Here is a 19,416-nt window from a genome sequence, read left to right on the forward strand (position 1 = left end):
TGCCGCCCGAGCCCTAAATTAGCGTGAAGCAGGAATACATTGCGCGCCAGCACTTTTGGCCTTTTCACAAAATGCGGTGACTTCACCCCGGTTTTCAAACCCGGTGGCGCGGATGCGATACCATGTACCTTTAGCGCCTAAATCTGCCGTTACAATTGTCACAGGACCTGACAAGCCAGAGGCACGAAAGCGTGCAAGTGCTGTATCTGCAGAGGCTTTGTCTTTAAAAGACCCCAATTGCGCGGCAAATCCAGAGCCAGCTGCGCCAGTCGCTTCGGCCTTTGGTACAGGGACGGGTTTAACTGGTGGAGCAGGTTTTGGAGCAGGCTCGGCTTTTGGTTGAGAAGGTCTTGGCTTTTCCTTAGCAATGCTGGCGACTTGTTTGGGAGCAGGCTTTGTCGACGCTACTTTAGGCGCGGGCATTGGTTCGCTTTTAGTTGCAGGCTTATCGACTGGCGGGCTGGCTGCCACCCCTTGCTTGGCTGGTGGCGTTGCTGGAACAGGTACGACGACTGGCGCAGGAGCGACAGCCACAGGGGCCGCACTACCATCGGTCAAGATCGGCGCTTCTGCAGAGGTTTGGGGTTTGACATCTAGCCCAGGTGCATTAGCGCCACTGGCTGCATCAAACACTCCCTTATCTAAATCACTGTCAGCAATCGTGTTGGCCGGCACAGCCTCTGTTTTGACGGGATTAGCATCGGCGGTTACTTGCGGCGGCTGGCCGACATCGCGGCTATTGGCATAGACTTGCCAAGCAATCACACCAAATAGCGCCAAAACAGCCAGAAAACCAACAATGATTAAGGGACCCCGGCTGCGATCCTCTTCTTCTTCACGTGCGTCAAACGTCAAAAACCCATCATCTTGGTCATCGGGATTATAGTCCTCGAAGGAATCACGATTTCGGTTCGTCATCACTAAAAGCTCCCACCAAATTCAAATAGTCTTGTAGCCATCAATTCATGCGGCGCCAGCCCTTTGTTACAAAGTACGGTCAATATTAAAGAGGCGTCGATGCTCATCAATCGCAAAATCATCAGTCATTCCAGCAATATAGTCGCAAACTAGGCGTGCTGCCTTCGCCGGATTGTCGCTGTGTCGATCGTGCCAAACCGGTGGCAAAGTATCGGGTTCATTCAAAAAAGCTTCAAAAAGTTCCCGAATGATTCGCCGGGCCTTACTGCGAGCACGATTCATTTTCCAATGGCGATACATTTTCGTATACAGAAATTGACGCAGTAAAGAGGCCTCAGCAGTCATTTCCTCAGAAAAACCAACCAAAGCTTGAGGGAGAGCACGGACATGTTCAACCGAGTGCGGATTAAATCGGGCAATACGCCGTCTGGTTTCATCCAGTAAATCGCGCACCCAGATACCAATCAATCGGCGAATGACTTCACCTTGAACACGGCTGCGCTCTAAATCGGGGTAATCAACTTGGACCGAAGCAAAAACATTGGCTACCAAAGGAACAGCTTCGCATAGCTCTGATAATGTGAAGATCCCACCCGTGAGGGCGTCGTCAATATCGTGATTATTATAGGCAATATCGTCGGCAACGGATGCGACTTGTGCCTCACTCGAAGCAAAGGTTGTTAGGTCCAGATCAAATTCAGCGTTCAAATGAGTCCAAACAGGTGCCAACGTGTCCAATGCAACCCCAGGCTGCAACATTGGGCCATTGTGTTTACAGGTACCTTCCAAGGTTTCCCAAGTGAGGTTTAAACCATCGAAACTAGGATATTTCCGCTCAAGACGGGTCAGTAGGCGCAAGGTCTGGGCATTATGATCAAAGCCACCCCAAGGCTTCATACATTCTGCCAAAACATGTTCGCCCGTATGCCCAAATGGGGGATGCCCTAAATCATGAGCGAGGGCACAAGCTTCAGCTAAATCTTCGTTTAAGCCAAGACGGCGGGAAACCGATCGGGCAATTTGGGCAACTTCTAAGGAATGGGTAAGCCTCGTGCGAAAATGATCACCTTCATGGGCGATAAATACTTGGGTCTTCCCCTTTAGGCGACGAAACCCCGTGGAATGAATAATGCGATCACGATCACGTTCAAACGGGGACCTTGTTTGGCTTTCAGGCTCGCGCCAACATCTGCCACGACTAAGCTGCGGATTTGCTGCAAAGGGGGCAGTAACATATTGGCTCGCCATAGGGTCTTCCTCAAAGCAACTTTCTAGCCCATATAGGGATACACCAATGACTTAAAACCACCGATTTCAACTCAGGTCTCTTGCCAGATTTCTTGTCAGTTATCTTGGGGCTATTGGGGCCATAAGTCGTTTTGATGATTTGCGCAAAAGGATAAAGTGATGAGCCCTGGTTTTTTGGTTTCTGACGCGGCGGCGGCTAAAATTGAGCAGCTAATCGCAACAGAACCTGGTGCGGCTTTGTTTCGCGTTGCTGTCAATGGGGGCGGCTGTTCTGGCTTTCAATATGAATTCGGTTTTGCTGCCGAAGCTAGAGGAGACGACATTATTATCGAGAAAAACGGTGCCCGGGTCGCTGTGGATGAGGTATCAATGCCTTTTTTGGAGGGTGCCGAAATTGACTGGGTTGAAGATCTTATGGGTTCAGCTTTCAAAATCCGCAATCCCAATGCCATATCTTCCTGCGGGTGCGGTGTCAGTTTTTCGGTATAATAGATTCCCATTTACCCCATAGGAGGTGGTAATGCAGGTTGAAGAGGCGGTTAAGCAACGCAAATCCGTGCGCGCCTTTAAGCCCGATCTTGTCCCATTGTCAGAGATTCGCGCCATTTTAGAGATCGCGCGCGCAGCCCCTTCAGGAGGCAATCTACAGCCTTGGCGAATGATTGTCATAACAGGGCATGAAATAGAAGCGGTGCGTTCTATTGCCATGCATAGTCTGCAAGAAAATCCACTCGGGCAAGCGGGCGATTATCCCATTTATCCACCAAAGCTGAATGAACCTTATCGGACGCGTCGCTATCTGGTCGGGGAGGCATTATACGCGATTTTAGGTATAGCGCGCGAAGATAGTGTGGGTCGTCTTGCACAAATGTCAAAAAATTATGAGTTTTTTGGCGCACCACTAGCCATCTTCTTTGTCATAGACCGCGCCATGGGGCATGGCCAATGGGCGCATATGGGAATGTTGATGCAAACAATTTGCTTGGTGGCCCAAGAACGCGGCCTTGCTACCTGTATGCAGGAGGCTTGGGCCATGGTGCGTGACAGCGTCGGGCAGCATTTTGGCTTGGCACCCCATGAAATGATTTATTGTGCGATGGCCATGGGCTATGAAGATACAAAAGCCCCAATCAACCAGCTACGCACAGGGCGCGCGCATCTTGATGAGATTGCGACTTTTTTAGGCTTCGCGTCCCAAGAAGAACAAGCAATTAGTCTAAGCTAGACGCTTGTAAATGATTTCCCATAGGACCTTTCGATGCGCATCGCCACTTTCAACGTTAATTCAGTCAATGCCCGCTTACAAAATCTGCTTGCATGGCTGAAAGAAGCCGCACCTGATCTGGTATGTCTCCAAGAGCTCAAATGTGAGGAATCGAAATTTCCCCGCGATGCTCTCGAAGAAGCAGGCTATATGTGTTTTGTTAACGGGCAAAAAAGCTATAATGGTGTGGCGATCTTATCCAAATTGCCCTTTGAACTCGCGCGATCTCGGCTGCCGGGCGAGGATGATGATCACCAAGCGCGCTATCTTGAAGTCGAAGTGGCAATCCCAAGCGGGGCAGTTCGCTTGGCTTGCCTTTATTGCCCCAATGGTAATCCGATTGGCACTGATAAATTTGACTATAAATTACGTTGGATGGCGCGCCTGCATGCCCATGTCCAATCCCTCTTGACCTTGGAAGAGCCCCTTGTACTGGCTGGGGACTGGAACATCATTCCCCGCCCACAAGACTGTTATGATGCAAACGCTTGGATTGGCGACGCTTTGTTTCAACCAAGCAGCCGCGCGGCGTGGCAGCGATTGATCAATCTGGGCCTAACCGATGCCTTCATGGCCGCAGTTGGCGAGGACCATGCATATACATTCTGGGACTATCAAGCTGGGGCATGGCCTAAAGACCATGGCATCCGGATTGATCATTTTGTTCTAAGCCCTCAAGCCGCTGATCAACTTGTAGGCGTAAAAATTTGGCGCTCAGCGCGTGGCCGAGAAAAAGCTTCAGATCATGTGCCAGTTACGGCTGATTTTGGTCTATAAGCTGGTCGGCCTGCGGCGGGGATAAATCGCCTCTGCTTTGGTGCCATGCATAGGCCCCGATACAATAATAGCCCAAATTAAAAAAACCCGTAGCCATGCCATAAACCAAAATATAAAATAGCCAACCCGCCGAAGCCATATCATTCAAGGATTGGGGTATACCTGTTCCAATTTTGGTGCCCATGGCCAAGGCACCCAAACTTGCAACCGCTTGCACAATGGTTGATGCGAACACGACAATCACGGTCCATAAGACATAAGCCCCCATATAATGCCAAAATCGCCTGTCGGTTTGCTGAAACGATGCACGTAAACCAAGCCCCACCTCACCCCTGTGTGCGATGCTCAACACACCAAACTGTCCCATGCGAAGCGAGACCGTGATCACACCCGCAACCAAACCCAATAAGGCCAAGCCACCTAATGCAGAATGACGGCCAGATACTAAGCCTGCGACGATAGAAAAGCCTAGTGCGACAAGAAAAATCGTCGCCAAATAAACCACGCCCCCAGCAAACAAATTGATTTCATCCCGGCCAAACTGCAACCCAAACTGGCCATGCTCTTGATCAAGCACGGTTTTTCGGAGCGCCAATCCACCAACCAGTGCGTTGACGATCAGATTAACCACCACAAGCAACCCAAGCCATGGCAAGATAGGACCTAAAAGCTCTCTCACCGCTTCAGGAGATGGCACTCGTCCAGTTGCGGTTAAACCAACATAGCGGGATAGAGCTTCATTAACCCCAGTGACCGTCATCAAAGCCAAAGAAATCAGCATGGTGGTGGAAAAAATCAAGCAAAATCGCATCACAAATTGCGCTTGCCGCCTCGCAAGACTTATGACCGAGAGGGCGGCTTCTGATGGGGAAAAATTCTGGACCATGATCATCCTTTAATTCTGTACCTTGTGATCTTGCCTCAGTGCGCCTCTAAGAGCGCCATCAAGACCAGCCAACCTTGGATACTATAAGTCATGATACGCAAGTTTGGTATATTAAACACATGCGAAATTGTTATCTATATGAAAAGGGGGAAGGGGAGCTGACTGCAGCCGGCCCGCTTACCCCCCCTCCCCTCTTGGTCCTTCGTGCGCTAGGTCTTGGACAATGACCAACGACGATCCTATTCATATCATCGGCGGCGGCTTAGCAGGTAGCGAGGCGGCTTGGCAGATTAGCCGGGCCGGTTTGCCTGTGATCTTGCATGAAATGCGCCCAGTTCGCATGACACAGGCCCACCAAGGTGACGCCTTGGCAGAGCTTGTGTGTTCTAACTCATTTCGCTCTGATGATTGGGAGTTCAATGCAGTTGGCCTTATTCATGCAGAAATGCGTCGGGCGAACTCCCTGATCATGGCCTGTGCAGATGCCCATAAGGTTCCTGCAGGCTCTGCTTTAGCGGTCGACCGTGACAGCTTTTCAGCCGCGGTAACCACAGCGATTGAGGCTGAACCTTTAATCACCCTTGTTCGCGAAGAAATAACGAGCCTGCCTCCGCCGAACTGGGGCAGCACCATCATCGCGACAGGCCCCCTAACTTCAGACCCTTTGGCCCAAGCGGTTCAAAGCATCACTGGGGAAGAAGAATTGTCGTTTTTTGACGCCATCGCCCCAATAGTTCATCGCGACAGCATCGATTTTGACATCGCCTGGTTACAAAGCCGATGGGACAAGGTTGGCCCAGAGGGCGATGGCGCGGATTATATCAATTGCCCAATGGATAAGGACCAATATGAGGCCTTGGTCGATGCCTTGTTGGCAGGAGAAAAAACCAGCTTCAAGGATTGGGAAAAAACGCCTTATTTTGAAGGCTGTTTGCCAATTGAAGTGATGGCAGAACGTGGGCGCGAAACCCTTCGCTTTGGGCCATTAAAACCAGTTGGCCTAACCGACCCCCGCACCGGAAAACGGCCTTGGGCGGTCGTGCAATTGCGTCAAGACAATGCGCTGGGAACTTTATTCAACATGGTCGGTTTTCAAACAAAGCTCAAGCACGGGGTCCAAAGCGACGTGATCCGCTTGATCCCGGGTTTACAAAATGCCCAATTTGCCCGCCTTGGGGGCATTCATCGCAACACTTTTTTAAACGCCCCAAAGCTTCTTGATGCAAGCCTTAGGCTTAAAGCCCGCAGCGATATTCGATTTGCCGGTCAAATCACTGGTTGTGAGGGCTATGTTGAAAGTGCCGCCATTGGTCTCTTGGCTGGGCGCTTCGCGCGGGACGAACGTTTGGGGCAAGCGCCCAGTCTGCCTCCCGTTACCACAGCTTTGGGTGCCCTTCTCAACCACGTCACCGCCGGGCATGTCGGGGGCGGTAAAGGCAGTTTCCAGCCGATGAACATCAATTTTGGCCTCTTTCCAGATCTCGCGGGGGATGTTGGCGGTAAGGGCAAGCAACGGGGTCGATTACGCAAAAAGGCTTTAGCCGATCGCGCTCTTCTCGATGTATCAAACTGGCTGGGTGCCAATCCCGATCGCCAAGATCAAGCCGCCAGACACGCACGATAAACCGATTTCATTGAACCCTATTAATGGAATCTATGTTTTGAAACTTTGCCAAGGACCAGTGATTGCCAAGGTGAAGCCCGGCCATTGCACGTTCACAAACAAAGTCGTGCCATCTGGAGAGAAGGTTGCACCCGCCCATTCGGCATTATCCTTAAAGACATTGCGGGCAAAGGTCGCCACTTTACCTTGAGGTGTCACAATGCGCAGATGATTGCGCAAGGTGTCGGAGTAGCGGTCTTCGCACACAAACAAATGCCCCCATGGCGCCACTGTTATGTTGTCACCATAATCGAATACTTTATCGTTGATTGATTCCAAAAAGAGCTGCAAACGCCCAGGCTGGTCGGTTTCGCCTACCTGACCTTCATGTGCACTAGGGACATAGCGCAAAATCTGACCGCAACCGATTGGACCGCCAGAAGTTGCGCACAAATAAAGTTCGCCAACGCCAAAATGAATGCCCTCCCCTCGCGAAACCGAAGCAGCGCCACGCTTAAAACCGCGAAACCGCAGATCATCATCGGGACTATCTATGCCGTCAAGGTCGATCCAAACCGTTTCTAGCATCTGCCCACGCTGCCAGATCATCTCCGACTTATTGCCGGTATCAGCCCCCTTTGGAAAAGCTTTAAGCCCCATGGCTTGAAGCCGCCCACCCTTGAGCAGATTGCGATGATCATTGGGTAAAAAACGGTAAAAGAGGCCATTTTCAACATCTTCTGTCAAATAGACAATGCCAGTTCGCGGATCGATGCAAGCAGCTTCATGTTTGAAGCGGCCCATACCAGCGATGGGCACAGGATCAACCAAGCCCTTATGGCTTGCAGGCACCTCAAAAACATAGCCATGGTCCTTGCCGACACCTTGACCTTTTTTAAGCACCGATTCTTCACAGCTCAACCAAGATCCCCAAGGGGTTTGACCGCCTGCGCAATTGGTCGTGGTGCCAATCAAAGACAAAAACTGCGCTTCGGTCTTTCGAGACTTGAGATTATAGACCACATGGGTAGTGCCACCAAGGATTGGCAAGCCAGAATCCTCGAAATCAAAGACTTTCGTGCGGTCCAAACGATCGATTAAGCGCCCGTTTAACCCTAGGGCACCAAAATGACGTTGATCCGGCGCAATCTCGTGGTTGCGGACCAAAATAACGCGCTCATCGTCCTTGGCAAAACAGCCCATTCCGTCATGAATATGGGGGACAACCAGACCGTCATCCATGGTCTGGCCGGCTTCTGAGATCACCTGATAGCTAAAGCCTTGTGGTAAATCCACGATTTTGGCTTTGTCTGCAACCAAGGGGCCATAGCCTTGGACTTCGTTAACATAACTCCCCCTTTGGATTTCTTCCGCACGGGCATAACCAGCAAAGGCAAGGCTACCTGCGAGGGTCAAACTATGGGCTAACATACCGCGGCGCGAGAGGCTCATATGGGCAATTCCTTGATAATTGGTTGAAGTATATACATTATGAGGGTGCTCAGTTATTAAGCAAATTTGATTACGCTATGATGACACAAGTCATGGTGCACAAGGCCTGTTTTTACTCAGGAGCGTGCTGCTTGTAGCCAAAAGCTATAGACCTTAAGGAAGTCATCCGAGATTTGCTGTCCCATACTCAATACAAGGACTTCTCATGCCTAGGCTCACTCACTTCATCGCTGGAAAACCTACCTCTTCAGATACCAACCGGTTGAGTGATATTTATAACCCCAATACGGGTAAAATTCAGGCCCAAGTTGGCTTGGGTACGGTAGAAGACCTAAACCTTGCGGTCGCAATTGCGAAGGCTGCGCAAGGAGAATGGGCCGCGATGAACCCACAGCGTCGCGCCCGTGTGCTGTTTGAATTTAAGCGCCTTCTAGAGCGCGATATGGATACTCTCGCCCATCTTTTATCCAGTGAGCATGGCAAAGTCATTTCCGACGCCAAGGGCGATATTCAGCGCGGCTTAGAAGTGGTTGAGTTTGCTTGTGGCATCCCGCACTTGCTCAAGGGTGAGTTTACCCAAGGCGCAGGACCGGGCATTGACGTTTTTTCGATGCGCCAGCCGTTAGGTGTGGTTGCAGGCATTACCCCGTTTAACTTCCCAGCCATGATTCCAATGTGGATGTTTGCACCGGCTTTGGCTTGTGGGAATGCCTTTATCCTAAAACCTTCTGAGCGCGACCCGTCCGTGCCACTGGCTTTGGCGCAATTACTATTGGAAGCAGGACTTCCAGCGGGCGTTCTCAACGTTGTGCAGGGCGATAAAGTGGTGGTGGATGCCATTCTCGACCATCCCGATATCAAAGCGGTTTCCTTTGTGGGGTCCAGCGATATCGCCCAATATGTCTATGGTCGCGGGGCTTCGATGGGTAAGCGCATGCAATGCATGGGCGGCGCCAAAAACCACGGCATCATCTTGCCCGATGCCGATCTCGATCAGACCGTCGCTGACATTATGGGCGCGGCTTATGGCTCTGCTGGTGAGCGCTGCATGGCCCTGCCTGTGGTGGTTGCAGTCGGGGATAAAACTGCAGAGGCGCTGCGACCCAGACTGGTAGCTGCTGCCCAAGGCTTGCGCGTGGGCATATCCACCGATGCAGATGCCCATTACGGCCCGGTTGTGACAGCCACCCATAAAGCCCGTATTGAATCCTACATCCAAATGGGCATAGATGAAGGGGCAGAATTGGTGCTCGATGGGCGGGGCTTTAAGCTGCAAGGCTATGAAGACGGTTTCTTCCTTGGCCCCAGCCTGTTTGACCATGTCAACCCAGAGATGAAATCCTATCAGGAAGAGATTTTTGGGCCTGTACTTCAAATGATCCGCTCTCAGACCTTTGAAGAAGCCATCGGGCTTGCCTCCAAACACCCCTATGGCAATGGGGTGGCGATCTTTACCCGTAACGGCGATGCCGCGCGCGAATTTGCCGATCAAGTTGAAGTCGGCATGGTCGGGATCAATGTACCGATCCCGGTTCCAGTCGCCTATCACAGCTTTGGTGGCTGGAAACGGTCAGGGTTTGGAGACCTCAACCAATATGGCATGGACGGGGTCCGCTTTTACACCCGCACAAAAACCGTCACCCAACGCTGGCCCAAGGGTGGGCCGATTGTCGATCAAAGCTTCATCATCCCTACATTGTCATAGGACTGCCATCACGAACATGTGCCTATCTCGTGAAGGCGGGTGTGGGTAGAAGTTCGCCATGAAACAAAGATTGTTCAAGACACCCGCGCGCATAACGACCGCCTTTTTGATCCTGGCAAGCACGGATAGCTGGATGCGGGCAAGGTGAAGCCCCGTCCCAATTCAATGCCAAGCCGCTGGCGCACAATGGCTTGCAAGCGGTAAGCCCAATCATGAAGGATGCAGCCGCGGTAGCGGGCGTAGTCATGGACACCAGGATTATGTGTCAATTGGCTGGCCAATCTGCAGCGTTTTGTGACTGCCTGCAAAGCGAGCTTGGTCCAAAGCTTACATCTGAAAAAATGGCCACGCTCACCTCTATCTTGAAAGAATTACTCGATGGCTCCACACAAACTGTGCTGAAGACTAAGGGATCGCATGAGGCTTGGCTCCTGGATCGCGTGACCCAAAAGGGTTTACTCATCTGTGCTGCGCGTGGTGCCGCCGTTGAAGCCTTAGGGGTTGAATAAAGCTAAACGAGTTTCTGCACGCACTTGATTTGTTGTCATAAAAAAAACTTGCCAACAAAAAGTTTTTCTGTTCATAGTTTGTTCTGAACTGCCAGAGGGTATGAACGAAGAGATATAATGAATACGCAAGAAGTGGCCCAAGCTTTCACCGATATGTGCAAAGCCGGACAATCAGATGAAGCTGGCCTTAAATTTTGGGCAGAAAATGTTCGCAGTATAGAAAATATGGATGGGCCGATGCGTGTCGCTGAAGGCATTCCGGCTCTGATCGCTAAGGGTGAATGGTGGTACAATGCCCATGAAGTCCATAGCGTCGAAGCCCATGGCCCCTATGTGAACGGCGATCAGTTTGCCGTGCGCTTTTCCATGGATGTGACCAATAAGGAATCTGGTGAGCGTATAGCCATGGATGAGATCGCGCTTTACACTGTTGCTGGTGGTAAAATCAGCGAAGAGCGGTTTTATTATTAAACCAAGATGTTAGACGCGCCATTGCTTCTTCGATCAGTGGCGTTGAAACCGCAAAGCTAAAGCGCACATGGGTGTGGCCGCTATAGGGATCAAAGTCGACCCCTGGTGCAATGGCCACACCCGTATCGGCTAAAATCTGATGCGCAAAACCCAAGCTGTCTTGGGTCAAATGGGCGATGTCGGCATAGATATAAAAAGCGCCATCAGGTGGAGCTATCTTGGTAATCCCCATCGCAGGCAAGGCCGCCAGAATGATGTCACGATTGGTCCGGTAAGTCGCGACATGGGCATCAAGTTCGCCGTTACAATCCATCGCAGCCAAGCCCGCATGTTGCGCCAAGGATGGTGCCGTCAAAAACATATTGCCTGCGCGCGCCCGTGCTGCATCGACAAGATCAGAAGGTGCCACGAGCCACCCCAATCGCCAGCCGGCCATTGAAAAATACTTGGAAAACGAATTGATGATAAGGGCTTCTGGTGCAAATTCCAGCAACGAATGGGTGGGACCGGCATAGCTTAGCCCGTGATAGATTTCATCGGACACAATGCGAATATTCTTTCTGGCACAGACTTCGGCTATGGCTTTTAACTCCGCTGCCGCGATGATGGTGCCGGTTGGATTGGCGGGGCTTGCGAGGATCACGCCCGCAGGTTTGGGGTCCAACGCTTCAACATGGGCGGCGCTGAGTTGAAAGTGGCTCTCGGCCCCACAGCGTATCTCCATGGGTGACAGATGCAGCGCTTTGACTGTGTTGCGATATGCGACATAGCCCGGGCAAGCAAAAGCGATAGTGTCACCAGGATTAAAGGCGGAACTGAGCGCCAAAACCAGTGCAGGCGAGGCCCCGCACGTCACTATAATGCGTTCAGGGTCAAGGTTCACCTGATGGCGATCAAGATAGCGTGCCGCCAAAGCCTGTTTGAGCGGCGTGCTTTCCCAATAGCCCATCGCCTCACTGTCCAAAACGCGATGCGCGACTGCAAGGGCTTTAGACGGCGCGCCGGTGGAGGGTTGCCCAAACTCCATATGGATAACGCTTCGACCTTCCGCTTGCATGGCATGGGCTTGGCGGCTGATCGCGATGGCGCGAAAGGGTTCGATGGAGACGGACATAGCCCGTGTTTAAGGCCGACTGGCCAGCGATGTCGAGGAGGGGGCTACACCTGCCGCACTACACCCCATGCTCTTGAGCTTGGCGCGCAATTTAGGCTAAGCACTGCCCATGACGGAACCATCACAAACCACCGCCCTACCTGACCGCATGAGCGTCAATCCCCGCAGCCCCTTCTATAATGAAGAGATATTGGCAAAAGGGGTTGGCATTCGCTTCAAGGGTGAAGAAAAAACCAATGTCGAAGAATATTGCATCTCCGAGGGCTGGGTGCGTTTAGCTTTAGGCAATAAGGTTGACCGCAAGGGCAATCCTTTGACCATCCTGCAAAAAGGGCCGGTTGAAGCGTGGATTAAAGGCGCTGAAACAGACTGATCGGGTCTTGCCCGGTGGTGATTTCGGTGAAGCGCTCATAGCCTAATTTGGAGGCGACTTTGATCGAGGCGCTATGGCTCTTTTCAATCATGCACACGGTGCGTTGTGGGCCATGGCTTTTCTCAAACCAAGCCAAAATCGCACCAGTCGCTTCGGTGGCATAGCCTTTCCCTGCCACTTCCGGCCGGATCACCCATCCTGCTTCAGGTGCGCCGTCAAAATCAGGGTGCAGGCCGCGCTTATGATCGGCCAAACCAACATCGCCAATATAAAGCCCGCTTTCCCGCTCACACACCGCCCAATAACCATAGCCCATCACCTGCCAATGGCCCATGTAGCGCAATAAGCGGAACCACGCGTCTTGGGCGGTCGAGGCACGCCCACCAATATGTTTGAACACCAAAGGTTCAGCCCACATGGCGGCTAAGCGGTCGTAATCCTGGCGGTTGTGAGCGCGCAAAAGCAGGTTTGGCGTTGTTAGAGTCGGCGCGCTGGTGAGCATCCCTGCACCCTATTCAAAAAAAGCTTAGCCTGCAATGGGTTGGTGCCTTAAGCACGCGACACTTAAGGACTATTGCGTATTTTGAGTGCAGCTTTTACCGCATCTTGAGATGGGGTAGGCGCACAGGCATCAATCCCTTTGGCTTCACAAATCTCTTTGGGCGAACGCACCCGCGATGGCGGCGTGCCGATACGAAAACATGTCACGCCACCTTTGTTGGAATAACTCTCACCATCTTCAAGGCACGGTGGGGGCACATCGCGCCAGCGCATTTCATTGCTGGTGAAAGCGGTGACGTTTTTTGGGCGATAATGGGGGCCACGAGCGCGCTCCAGCAATTGTTTGAGCACGTCATTGGGCGGGCAATCGGGTGGGCGGTCTTTGGGATCCAATTGAACGCATTGTTGCGCTTGGATAATGGCGCGATTGCTTGCAGCCAAGCCTTGTGGCGCAGACGCTCCAATTTGTGCATTCGGGGGTGCCTCAGACGATGCAGCTTGTTCTTGTATCGGTGCCTGCGTGTTGGTCAAGGAATTAACAATTGGGCTTCTCAAGTTTGCGACCCGATCCGAAACGGCAGGCAGGGACTGTTTGCGCACAATCGGCTTTGGCATTGGCGGCAAGGGCAATAAGGGATCAACAGCAACCGAGATAGGCTGAAGCTCAGGTAAGTCCTCCGGAGTCTGTGGCGAAGAGAGCATCAGCGCAAAACCCAGCCCAAGCCATACCAGAAGCGCACCCAGGCGCGTCGCGACGCGCACCGGTACCGACAGGCCGCGTGAACTCATTTGTGGGTAGGTTTGCCAATCTAGCGCCGTGACCATTGCGCCATCATGAATGAACTGGCCCCGTTTGGCACATTAAAGCGCGGTAAGAAAAAGGCGGGCCTTAGCCAATCAAGGCAGCCCATTCGGCTTCACTTATGACCCGCACACCCAGTTCACTGGCTTTAGCGAGTTTAGAGCCCGCCCCCGGCCCCGCCACAACCAGATCGGTTTTGGCCGACACCGAGCCCGCAACCTTGGCGCCCAAACGCGTTGCTTGGGCTTTCGCTTCATCCCGGGTCATGGTTTCCAAGCTGCCGGTAAACACAATCGTCAGCCCAGCGACGGCACTGTCAGACACGGGTGGCGGTGCATCGCGCGGGACGACCTCGAGCAATAAGCGCTCTACCGCTTCTTGATTATGGGGCTCGTCAAAGAAATCGAGCAAGGCATCACACGCAACCGGGCCAAGCCCACCAATCGTGGCAATCTGCTGATAGGCCTCACCGGATCGATCAGCCAACGCCCGCTTTACTGTATCAAAGAACGTCCGCCACGAACCAAAAGTGCGCGCCAAAATCCCACTTGTCGTTTCCCCAATGTGACGCACACCAAGGCCAAAGATGAAGCGCGACAGCTCAATATCGCGTCGTCGATCAATGGCAGCAAAAAGATTGTTGAGCGAAGTTTCGCCATACCCCTCCTGGCCCGCCAAAATGTCGCGATGCCCAGCCAATTTGAAGATATCGGCGGGCTCTTTCACTAGGCCTTGGTCGAAAAAGTCTTGGAGCTGGCGCGGACCCAAGCCGTCGATGTCAAAGGCTTTGCGGCTGACAAATAATTCTAAATGCCGCAAGCGCTGAAATGGGCAGGCAAACTCCCCCGTACAGCGGCGCACAATCTCTTCTTCACCACCTACATCGCTACCGCCACGCAAAGCAGGCGTCGCAAGTGGACAAGGGCAGATTTGGGGAAACGCAAAAGGCGCGCTTTGGCTATCGCGCTTATCCAATAAGATATCGACAATCTGTGGGATCACATCGCCCGCCCGTTGGATCACAACATGATCGCCGATGCGCAAATCCTTACCGCCGCGCACAGGTAAGCCGCTGACACGATCAAGCGCTTTGCCGGCAATAAAATCCTCATTGTGCAAAGTGGCATTGGATACGACGACCCCGCCGACCGTAACAGGACGCAGCCGCGCAACCGGGGTTAGAGCCCCGGTTCGCCCCACTTGGATATCAATCGCATCTAAAACGGTTACCGCTTGTTCGGGGGGAAACTTGTGGGCAATCGCCCAACGCGGGAAGCGCGTGACAATGCCCAAGCGGGCCTGAAGCGCTAAATCATTGATCTTATAGACCACCCCATCGATGTCATAGCCAAGCTCTCCTCGGCGCTGGCCGAGGTCTTCATAATGGGCGATCAATTCGTCCGCGCTTGCGCACAACTTCATATCCTGGTTGGTCAGGAAGCCCCATTTGGCGAGGTTCGCCACCGCTTGGACCTGTGTATCGCCAATGGGGGCACTGATCTCCCCCCACGTATAAGCAAAAAAACTCAAAGGACGCTGGGCAGTGATGGCGGGATCAATTTGGCGCAAGCTACCTGCTGCTGCATTGCGTGGATTGGCATAAATTGGCAGGCCAGCGGCGATTTGGGCTTGGTTGAGCGCGCCAAAAGCCTGGTGACTCAAATAGACTTCGCCGCGCACCTCTAAAATCTCTGGCCAATCGCTGTTGGCAAGTCTTTTTGGAATATCCGCCATGGTCAAGACATTGGCGGTGACGTCCTCGCCTTCTTTGCCGTCGCCACGTGTGACGGCATAGGCAAGCTGGCCCTTTTCATAACGCACACTAAGAGACAGCCCGTCAATCTTCGGCTCCGCCGTGCAGGATAGGAGCGCGGTGTCAGGCAGCCCTAAAAACCGCTGCGCCCGCCCTAAAAAATCGTTCACATCCTCGCGGGTAAAGGCATTATCGAGCGATAACATCGCCATACGATGGGGTATCTTCGCAAATTTGGTGGAGGCGGCACTACCTACGCTTGCCGATGGACTATCGGGGCGAACCAAAGCTGGAAAGCGCTCTTCAATCAGGCGATTACGCCGCTCTAGGGCGTCATAATCGGCATCGCTTAAAGTGGGTGCATCATCTTGATAATAGGCGCGACGATTTTCCCCGATCACTTGCGCCAACCGGGCCAGCTCACTGGCGGCTTGTTCCTTGGTGAGGGAATCAACAGGGTGATGCGCTAAGTTCATGTCTCTGAAATAACCTGTGCGCTGGGTGCGTCAATCGGCAGGTGTGGCAACCAAAGCCCGCGCGGCGGCGCGCGCTTGTTCGGTGATCAGAGCACCCGACAGCATGCGCGCTAATTCTTCCTCACGCGCACCATCCGATAAGGGGGTTACATGGGTGCGGGTGATCCCATCCACCACGCGCTTTTCGATGCGCCAATGACTTTTGGCCCGCGCAGCGACTTGCGGGCTATGGGTAACGCAAAGGATTTGAGCTGTTTGCGCCAAGCGCGCCAAGCGACGTCCAACAGCGTCAGCGGTTGCACCACCTATGCCATGATCGACTTCATCAAACACCATAGCCAAGGTCCCGCCCTCACTCGATAGCACGAGTTTCAACGCAAGTGACAGACGGGACAATTCACCCCCAGAAGCAATTTCCGACAATTCGCCAAAGCCCGCGCCGGGGTTAGCCGCGATTTCAAACGTCACCTTGTCGATACCATCCTTGGTCGAGCGGGTTAAGTCAGTATCCACTTTGGTGCGAAAGCGCGCTTTTTCAAGTTTAAGGGGCGGTAGCTCAACCGCGATTGCACCTTCCAGCGCCAAACCAGCTTGGTGGCGGATCTGCGACAAAGAAAGGGCAGCCTTGTCATAGGCGCTTTGGGCTTCACTTAGAGCAGCTTTGGCAATTTGAATGGCTTCATCGGCGTGATCGATGGCGGCCATATTGGCTTCGGCCCTTTGAAGGGTTTCGGGTAATTGATCGACTGTGACACCATGTTTGCGAGCCGCGGAGCGTAGCGAAAACAGCCGCTCTTCAATACGATCCAGCCGACCCGGATCGCCATCTAACGCATCACCCGCGCGCGCCATCCACCCTTGCGCTTCAGACAACTCATTCAACGCGCGCTCCAACGCGCCAGCAGCTTGGTCAACCGCTTGGGATAATGTATTAGCTCCTTCGCCATCAGGCTTACCAACCCGCGATAAAGCCCGCGAGGCTGTCGCCATACGCTGTTCGGCCTTGCCATCCGATAGTGCGTCCGCCGCATCTTTTAGAGCGCTGGCGGCCTTTTCAGATCCCATTAAGGCTCGTCGCTCCACATCCAAAGCCGCTTCCTCACCTGCTTGAGGCGCAAGCTTTTGTAACTCATCAAGAACGTGGGCGAGATAATCGCGATCTGTGGAGGCGCGTCGCGCGCGCGATAGCGCATCCTCCAATTGGGCCTTAGCATCTTCAAGTGTGCGCCACGCTTGCCCAACCGTAGCTTTAAGAACACTGGCTTTTGCAAACACATCAAGAAGATCGCGATGCGTAGTCGGGTCCATCAGGCCGATGGAGGCATGCTGTCCATGGATTTCAAGCAAACAAGCGCCCAATTTCCGCAAGGCGTTGACCGAGGCAGGTGCATCGTTGACAAAGGCACGGCTCTTGCCATCCAAGCCGATGGAACGGCGCAACACGATCCGCCCCTCTTCGGCAGGAGGCAGATCACATTCTTGTAGCACAACATGCGCCCGATGGGCGGGCTCAATCTCAAACACAGCGGTGGCTTGTGCACGCTGCGCCCCGTTTCGTACCAAACTGCGATCCGCGCGCTCCCCTAAAGCTAGACCAAGCGCATCCAACAAAATGGATTTTCCTGCCCCGGTCTCCCCAGTCAGCGCAGTAAAACCTGGCTCAATCTCTAAATCGAGTGCCTCAATGAGTACAACGTCGCGGATCGAAAGCAAACTCAACATGCTGAGGCAAGCCCGCCAATAGATCGTAGAAAAATGTAATGCAAACAGCTCATTTTCTGGATTTACTTTTGCTTGGGGCTGGTGGTTCTTTCAGCTTCTTAACCTCACTTTTGGGGTGCTTGGCCTTTTGAAACATGCTGCGGCGTTGTGGTTTTATCTTCGGAGAGATGCCACGCGCCGTCAATAACTTGTAGCTGGCTTCATACCATTCAGAGCCAGGATAATTATAGCCCAATACAGCGCCGACTTTGGTGGCCTCATCCCATAAGCCTAGGGAAAGATTGGTCTCAACCAACCGATGCAGTGCTTCGGGTACGTGGGTTGTGGTCTGATATAAATCCACCACGCGCCGAAACCGGCCAAGTGCCGCCAAATGCTGGCCTTCGCGCAAATAATAACGGCCTATTTCCATTTCCTTGCCTGCCAACTGATCTTGCGTCATATCAATCTTTAGGCGTGCATCGCGGGCATATTCACTTTGTGGATAGCGCTGCACCACATCATTGAGGGCGGCCAAAGCCAATTCCGTCATCCTCTGATCGCGACCCACGTCAACAATCTGCTCAAAATAACAAATGGCTATCAGATAATAAGCGTACACTGCGCTGTCATTGCCTGGGTAAAGTGCAGCAAAGCGCTGTGCCCCGGCTATGGCTTCTTCATACTTGTTTTGTTGATAATTTGCGTAGGCTGTCATGAGTAATGCGCGCCGTGCCCATTCCGAATAAGGGTGTTGACGATCCACTTCCTCAAAACCTGTTACAGCCTCGCTATAATTGCGCTTACTCAATTGATCGCGTGCGTTGTTATATAGCAAGTCCACCGGCCGTTCCACATAGGCTGGAGCCTTGTTCGATTTAGATCCACTTGGTCCTGATTGGCAGGCAGCCAAAAGACAAAGAAAAAGAGGCACTACGCATAGATTTCGATATTTTGCTTGCTTCACAATAAAACTCCGGGCCATTTGCCCTTCCCCAGATCATCTTTACCTAGCTTCTGCGCCGACGGGAAGCTGTAAAAGGCGGTTGATCTCCCCACCGCGAACTTATCTTGCTTGGATGACATGCTCATGTGGTTTGCTTGGAACTTGGTTGCCAGTGGATGAGGGGATTTTGACCTTTTATTCGTTCAATCATCCAAACAGACCGTCGTCGCAAGATTCAACAATTCACGGCTTAACGACTTAAAACAATTCTTAGTCAAATATTGTTCAAGCTAGAGCGGAAATGTCTGCAAATTTATAAGATCCTACTCTTGCATTCATATTAATGTAGATTAGCTAGCCGCTTGCAAATAAAAAATGATGGTTTTTTGAAGGCTTATACCTGAGGGAGATAAAATGCCAACCGCCCCAGCAAACATTAGAGGCCGCATCAAAAAAAATCGCAAAGCAGCTCGTGCCAATGAAGCCGCTTTCATCGATAAACAAGTAGGTGAAGCCATTCGGCGGCGGCGTACAGCGCTTGGTCTGAAACAGGACCAAATCGCACTTGCTCTAGAAATATCCTATCAACAAATACAAAAGTACGAGGCAGGTACAAACCGTGTCAGCGCTGGTCGTTTAGCACAAATTGCCCACGAGCTTAGCGTACCAGTTGGCTACTTCTTCGATGGTTTAGCTTTGAGAGAACACCAATCCATTACGCTGGAGCAAACAGGGGGTCCAAACCATTTGCATCCCTCATCACCTCCGTTAGAGCAATGGTTAGACGTGATTGGTAAACTAAAGAACCCAGAGATCGCCTTTGCTCTCTTTACCTTAGCTAAAGTTCTTAGCCAATGACACACGATCCCCATCAGTGAACCATGATAGACCCATGGCGCATTGAACAATGCTAGATT

19 protein-coding genes are annotated in these 19,416 nt (G+C 52.4%); 9 read left to right on the plus strand and 10 right to left on the minus strand.

The genetic code is table 11. The features are described 5' to 3' along the window. Positions 1-18: 18 nt before the first annotated feature. Together PsB1_RS08600 and PsB1_RS08605 are read right to left on the minus strand one after the other, a co-directional pair. The gene (locus PsB1_RS08600) at positions 19-918 is read right to left on the minus strand and encodes an SPOR domain-containing protein (RefSeq protein ID WP_284360466.1); all 900 of its coding nucleotides are present in this window, start codon (positions 916-918) and stop codon (positions 19-21) included. Positions 919-984: 66 nt separating this feature from the next. After that, the gene (locus PsB1_RS08605; RefSeq protein WP_284360468.1) at positions 985-2,166 is read right to left on the minus strand and encodes a deoxyguanosinetriphosphate triphosphohydrolase; all 1,182 of its coding nucleotides are present in this window, start codon (positions 2,164-2,166) and stop codon (positions 985-987) included. A 159-nt stretch (positions 2,167-2,325) separates the two neighbouring features. Between PsB1_RS08605 and erpA the strand changes: the two genes are divergently transcribed. The 3 genes from erpA to xth are packed head-to-tail and all read left to right on the plus strand — an operon-like array spanning position 2,326 to position 4,207. Next, complete coding sequence (erpA, locus tag PsB1_RS08610) at positions 2,326-2,655, plus strand: iron-sulfur cluster insertion protein ErpA (RefSeq protein WP_284360469.1); 330 nt, start codon at positions 2,326-2,328, stop codon at positions 2,653-2,655. A gap of 31 nt (positions 2,656-2,686) precedes the next feature. Beyond that, complete coding sequence (locus PsB1_RS08615; RefSeq protein WP_284360470.1) at positions 2,687-3,391, plus strand: nitroreductase; 705 nt, start codon at positions 2,687-2,689, stop codon at positions 3,389-3,391. A gap of 33 nt (positions 3,392-3,424) precedes the next feature. Next, complete coding sequence (xth, locus tag PsB1_RS08620) at positions 3,425-4,207, plus strand: exodeoxyribonuclease III (RefSeq protein ID WP_284360471.1); 783 nt, start codon at positions 3,425-3,427, stop codon at positions 4,205-4,207. Here xth and PsB1_RS08625 read toward each other — a convergent pair. After that, a complete protein-coding gene (locus tag PsB1_RS08625) occupies positions 4,185-5,093 on the minus strand; it encodes a hypothetical protein (RefSeq protein WP_284360473.1) in 909 nt (302 codons plus the stop codon). The two genes, xth and PsB1_RS08625, sit on opposite strands and share 23 nt — an antisense overlap. Before the next feature lie 223 nt (positions 5,094-5,316). Here PsB1_RS08625 and trmFO point away from each other — a divergent pair, with 223 nt between their 5' ends. Next, entirely contained in the window at positions 5,317-6,717 is a 1,401-nt protein-coding gene (trmFO, locus tag PsB1_RS08630) for a methylenetetrahydrofolate--tRNA-(uracil(54)-C(5))-methyltransferase (FADH(2)-oxidizing) TrmFO (protein ID WP_284360474.1), read from the plus strand. Positions 6,718-6,747: 30 nt separating this feature from the next. On the opposite strand, the gene PsB1_RS08635 is transcribed toward trmFO, so the two are convergent. After that, positions 6,748-8,148, minus strand: a complete 1,401-nt coding sequence (locus PsB1_RS08635; RefSeq protein ID WP_284360477.1) for an alkaline phosphatase PhoX — start codon at positions 8,146-8,148, stop codon at positions 6,748-6,750. A 205-nt stretch (positions 8,149-8,353) separates the two neighbouring features. On the opposite strand from PsB1_RS08635, the gene PsB1_RS08640 reads away from it, so the two are divergent. From PsB1_RS08640 to PsB1_RS08650, 3 genes are all read left to right on the plus strand, one after another. Continuing rightward, positions 8,354-9,853: a CoA-acylating methylmalonate-semialdehyde dehydrogenase gene (locus PsB1_RS08640; RefSeq protein ID WP_284360478.1), complete on the plus strand. Its 1,500-nt coding sequence runs from the start codon at positions 8,354-8,356 to the stop codon at positions 9,851-9,853. 212 nt (positions 9,854-10,065) lie between these two features. Next, a complete protein-coding gene (locus tag PsB1_RS08645; RefSeq protein WP_284360479.1) occupies positions 10,066-10,362 on the plus strand; it encodes a hypothetical protein in 297 nt (98 codons plus the stop codon). Between the two features lie 117 nt (positions 10,363-10,479). Further along, positions 10,480-10,833, plus strand: a complete 354-nt coding sequence (locus PsB1_RS08650; RefSeq protein ID WP_284360480.1) for a nuclear transport factor 2 family protein — start codon at positions 10,480-10,482, stop codon at positions 10,831-10,833. On the opposite strand, the gene PsB1_RS08655 is transcribed toward PsB1_RS08650, so the two are convergent. Further along, positions 10,808-11,947 carry an aminotransferase class I/II-fold pyridoxal phosphate-dependent enzyme gene (locus PsB1_RS08655; protein ID WP_284360481.1) on the minus strand — a complete coding sequence of 380 codons (1,140 nt, stop codon included), beginning with the start codon at positions 11,945-11,947 and terminating at the stop codon, positions 10,808-10,810. The genes PsB1_RS08650 and PsB1_RS08655 overlap by 26 nt on opposite strands. 109 nt (positions 11,948-12,056) lie before the next feature. Between PsB1_RS08655 and PsB1_RS08660 the strand changes: the two genes are divergently transcribed. Next, entirely contained in the window at positions 12,057-12,320 is a 264-nt protein-coding gene (locus PsB1_RS08660; protein ID WP_284360482.1) for a DUF3297 family protein, read from the plus strand. Here PsB1_RS08660 and PsB1_RS08665 read toward each other — a convergent pair. The 5 genes from PsB1_RS08665 to bamD form a co-directional block, all read right to left on the minus strand. Further along, entirely contained in the window at positions 12,298-12,822 is a 525-nt protein-coding gene (locus PsB1_RS08665) for a GNAT family N-acetyltransferase (RefSeq protein WP_284360483.1), read from the minus strand. The genes PsB1_RS08660 and PsB1_RS08665 overlap by 23 nt on opposite strands. 62 nt (positions 12,823-12,884) lie before the next feature. Further along, a complete protein-coding gene (locus PsB1_RS08670; protein ID WP_284360484.1) occupies positions 12,885-13,646 on the minus strand; it encodes a hypothetical protein in 762 nt (253 codons plus the stop codon). Between the two features lie 64 nt (positions 13,647-13,710). After that, positions 13,711-15,852, minus strand: coding sequence for an NAD-dependent DNA ligase LigA (gene ligA / locus PsB1_RS08675; protein ID WP_284360485.1), 2,142 nt, complete (start codon positions 15,850-15,852; stop codon positions 13,711-13,713). 30 nt (positions 15,853-15,882) lie between these two features. Next, positions 15,883-17,574: a DNA repair protein RecN gene (gene recN, locus PsB1_RS08680; protein ID WP_284360487.1), complete on the minus strand. Its 1,692-nt coding sequence runs from the start codon at positions 17,572-17,574 to the stop codon at positions 15,883-15,885. A 49-nt stretch (positions 17,575-17,623) separates the two neighbouring features. Beyond that, complete coding sequence (bamD, locus tag PsB1_RS08685; protein WP_320412729.1) at positions 17,624-18,538, minus strand: outer membrane protein assembly factor BamD; 915 nt, start codon at positions 18,536-18,538, stop codon at positions 17,624-17,626. A 375-nt stretch (positions 18,539-18,913) separates the two neighbouring features. On the opposite strand from bamD, the gene PsB1_RS08690 reads away from it, so the two are divergent. Next, the gene (locus tag PsB1_RS08690) at positions 18,914-19,357 is read left to right on the plus strand and encodes a helix-turn-helix domain-containing protein (RefSeq protein WP_284360488.1); all 444 of its coding nucleotides are present in this window, start codon (positions 18,914-18,916) and stop codon (positions 19,355-19,357) included. Positions 19,358-19,416: the final 59 nt, after the last annotated feature.

This window comes from Candidatus Phycosocius spiralis (genome assembly GCF_030158815.1).
Classification (GTDB): Bacteria; Pseudomonadota; Alphaproteobacteria; order Caulobacterales; family Aquidulcibacteraceae; genus Aquidulcibacter; species Aquidulcibacter spiralis.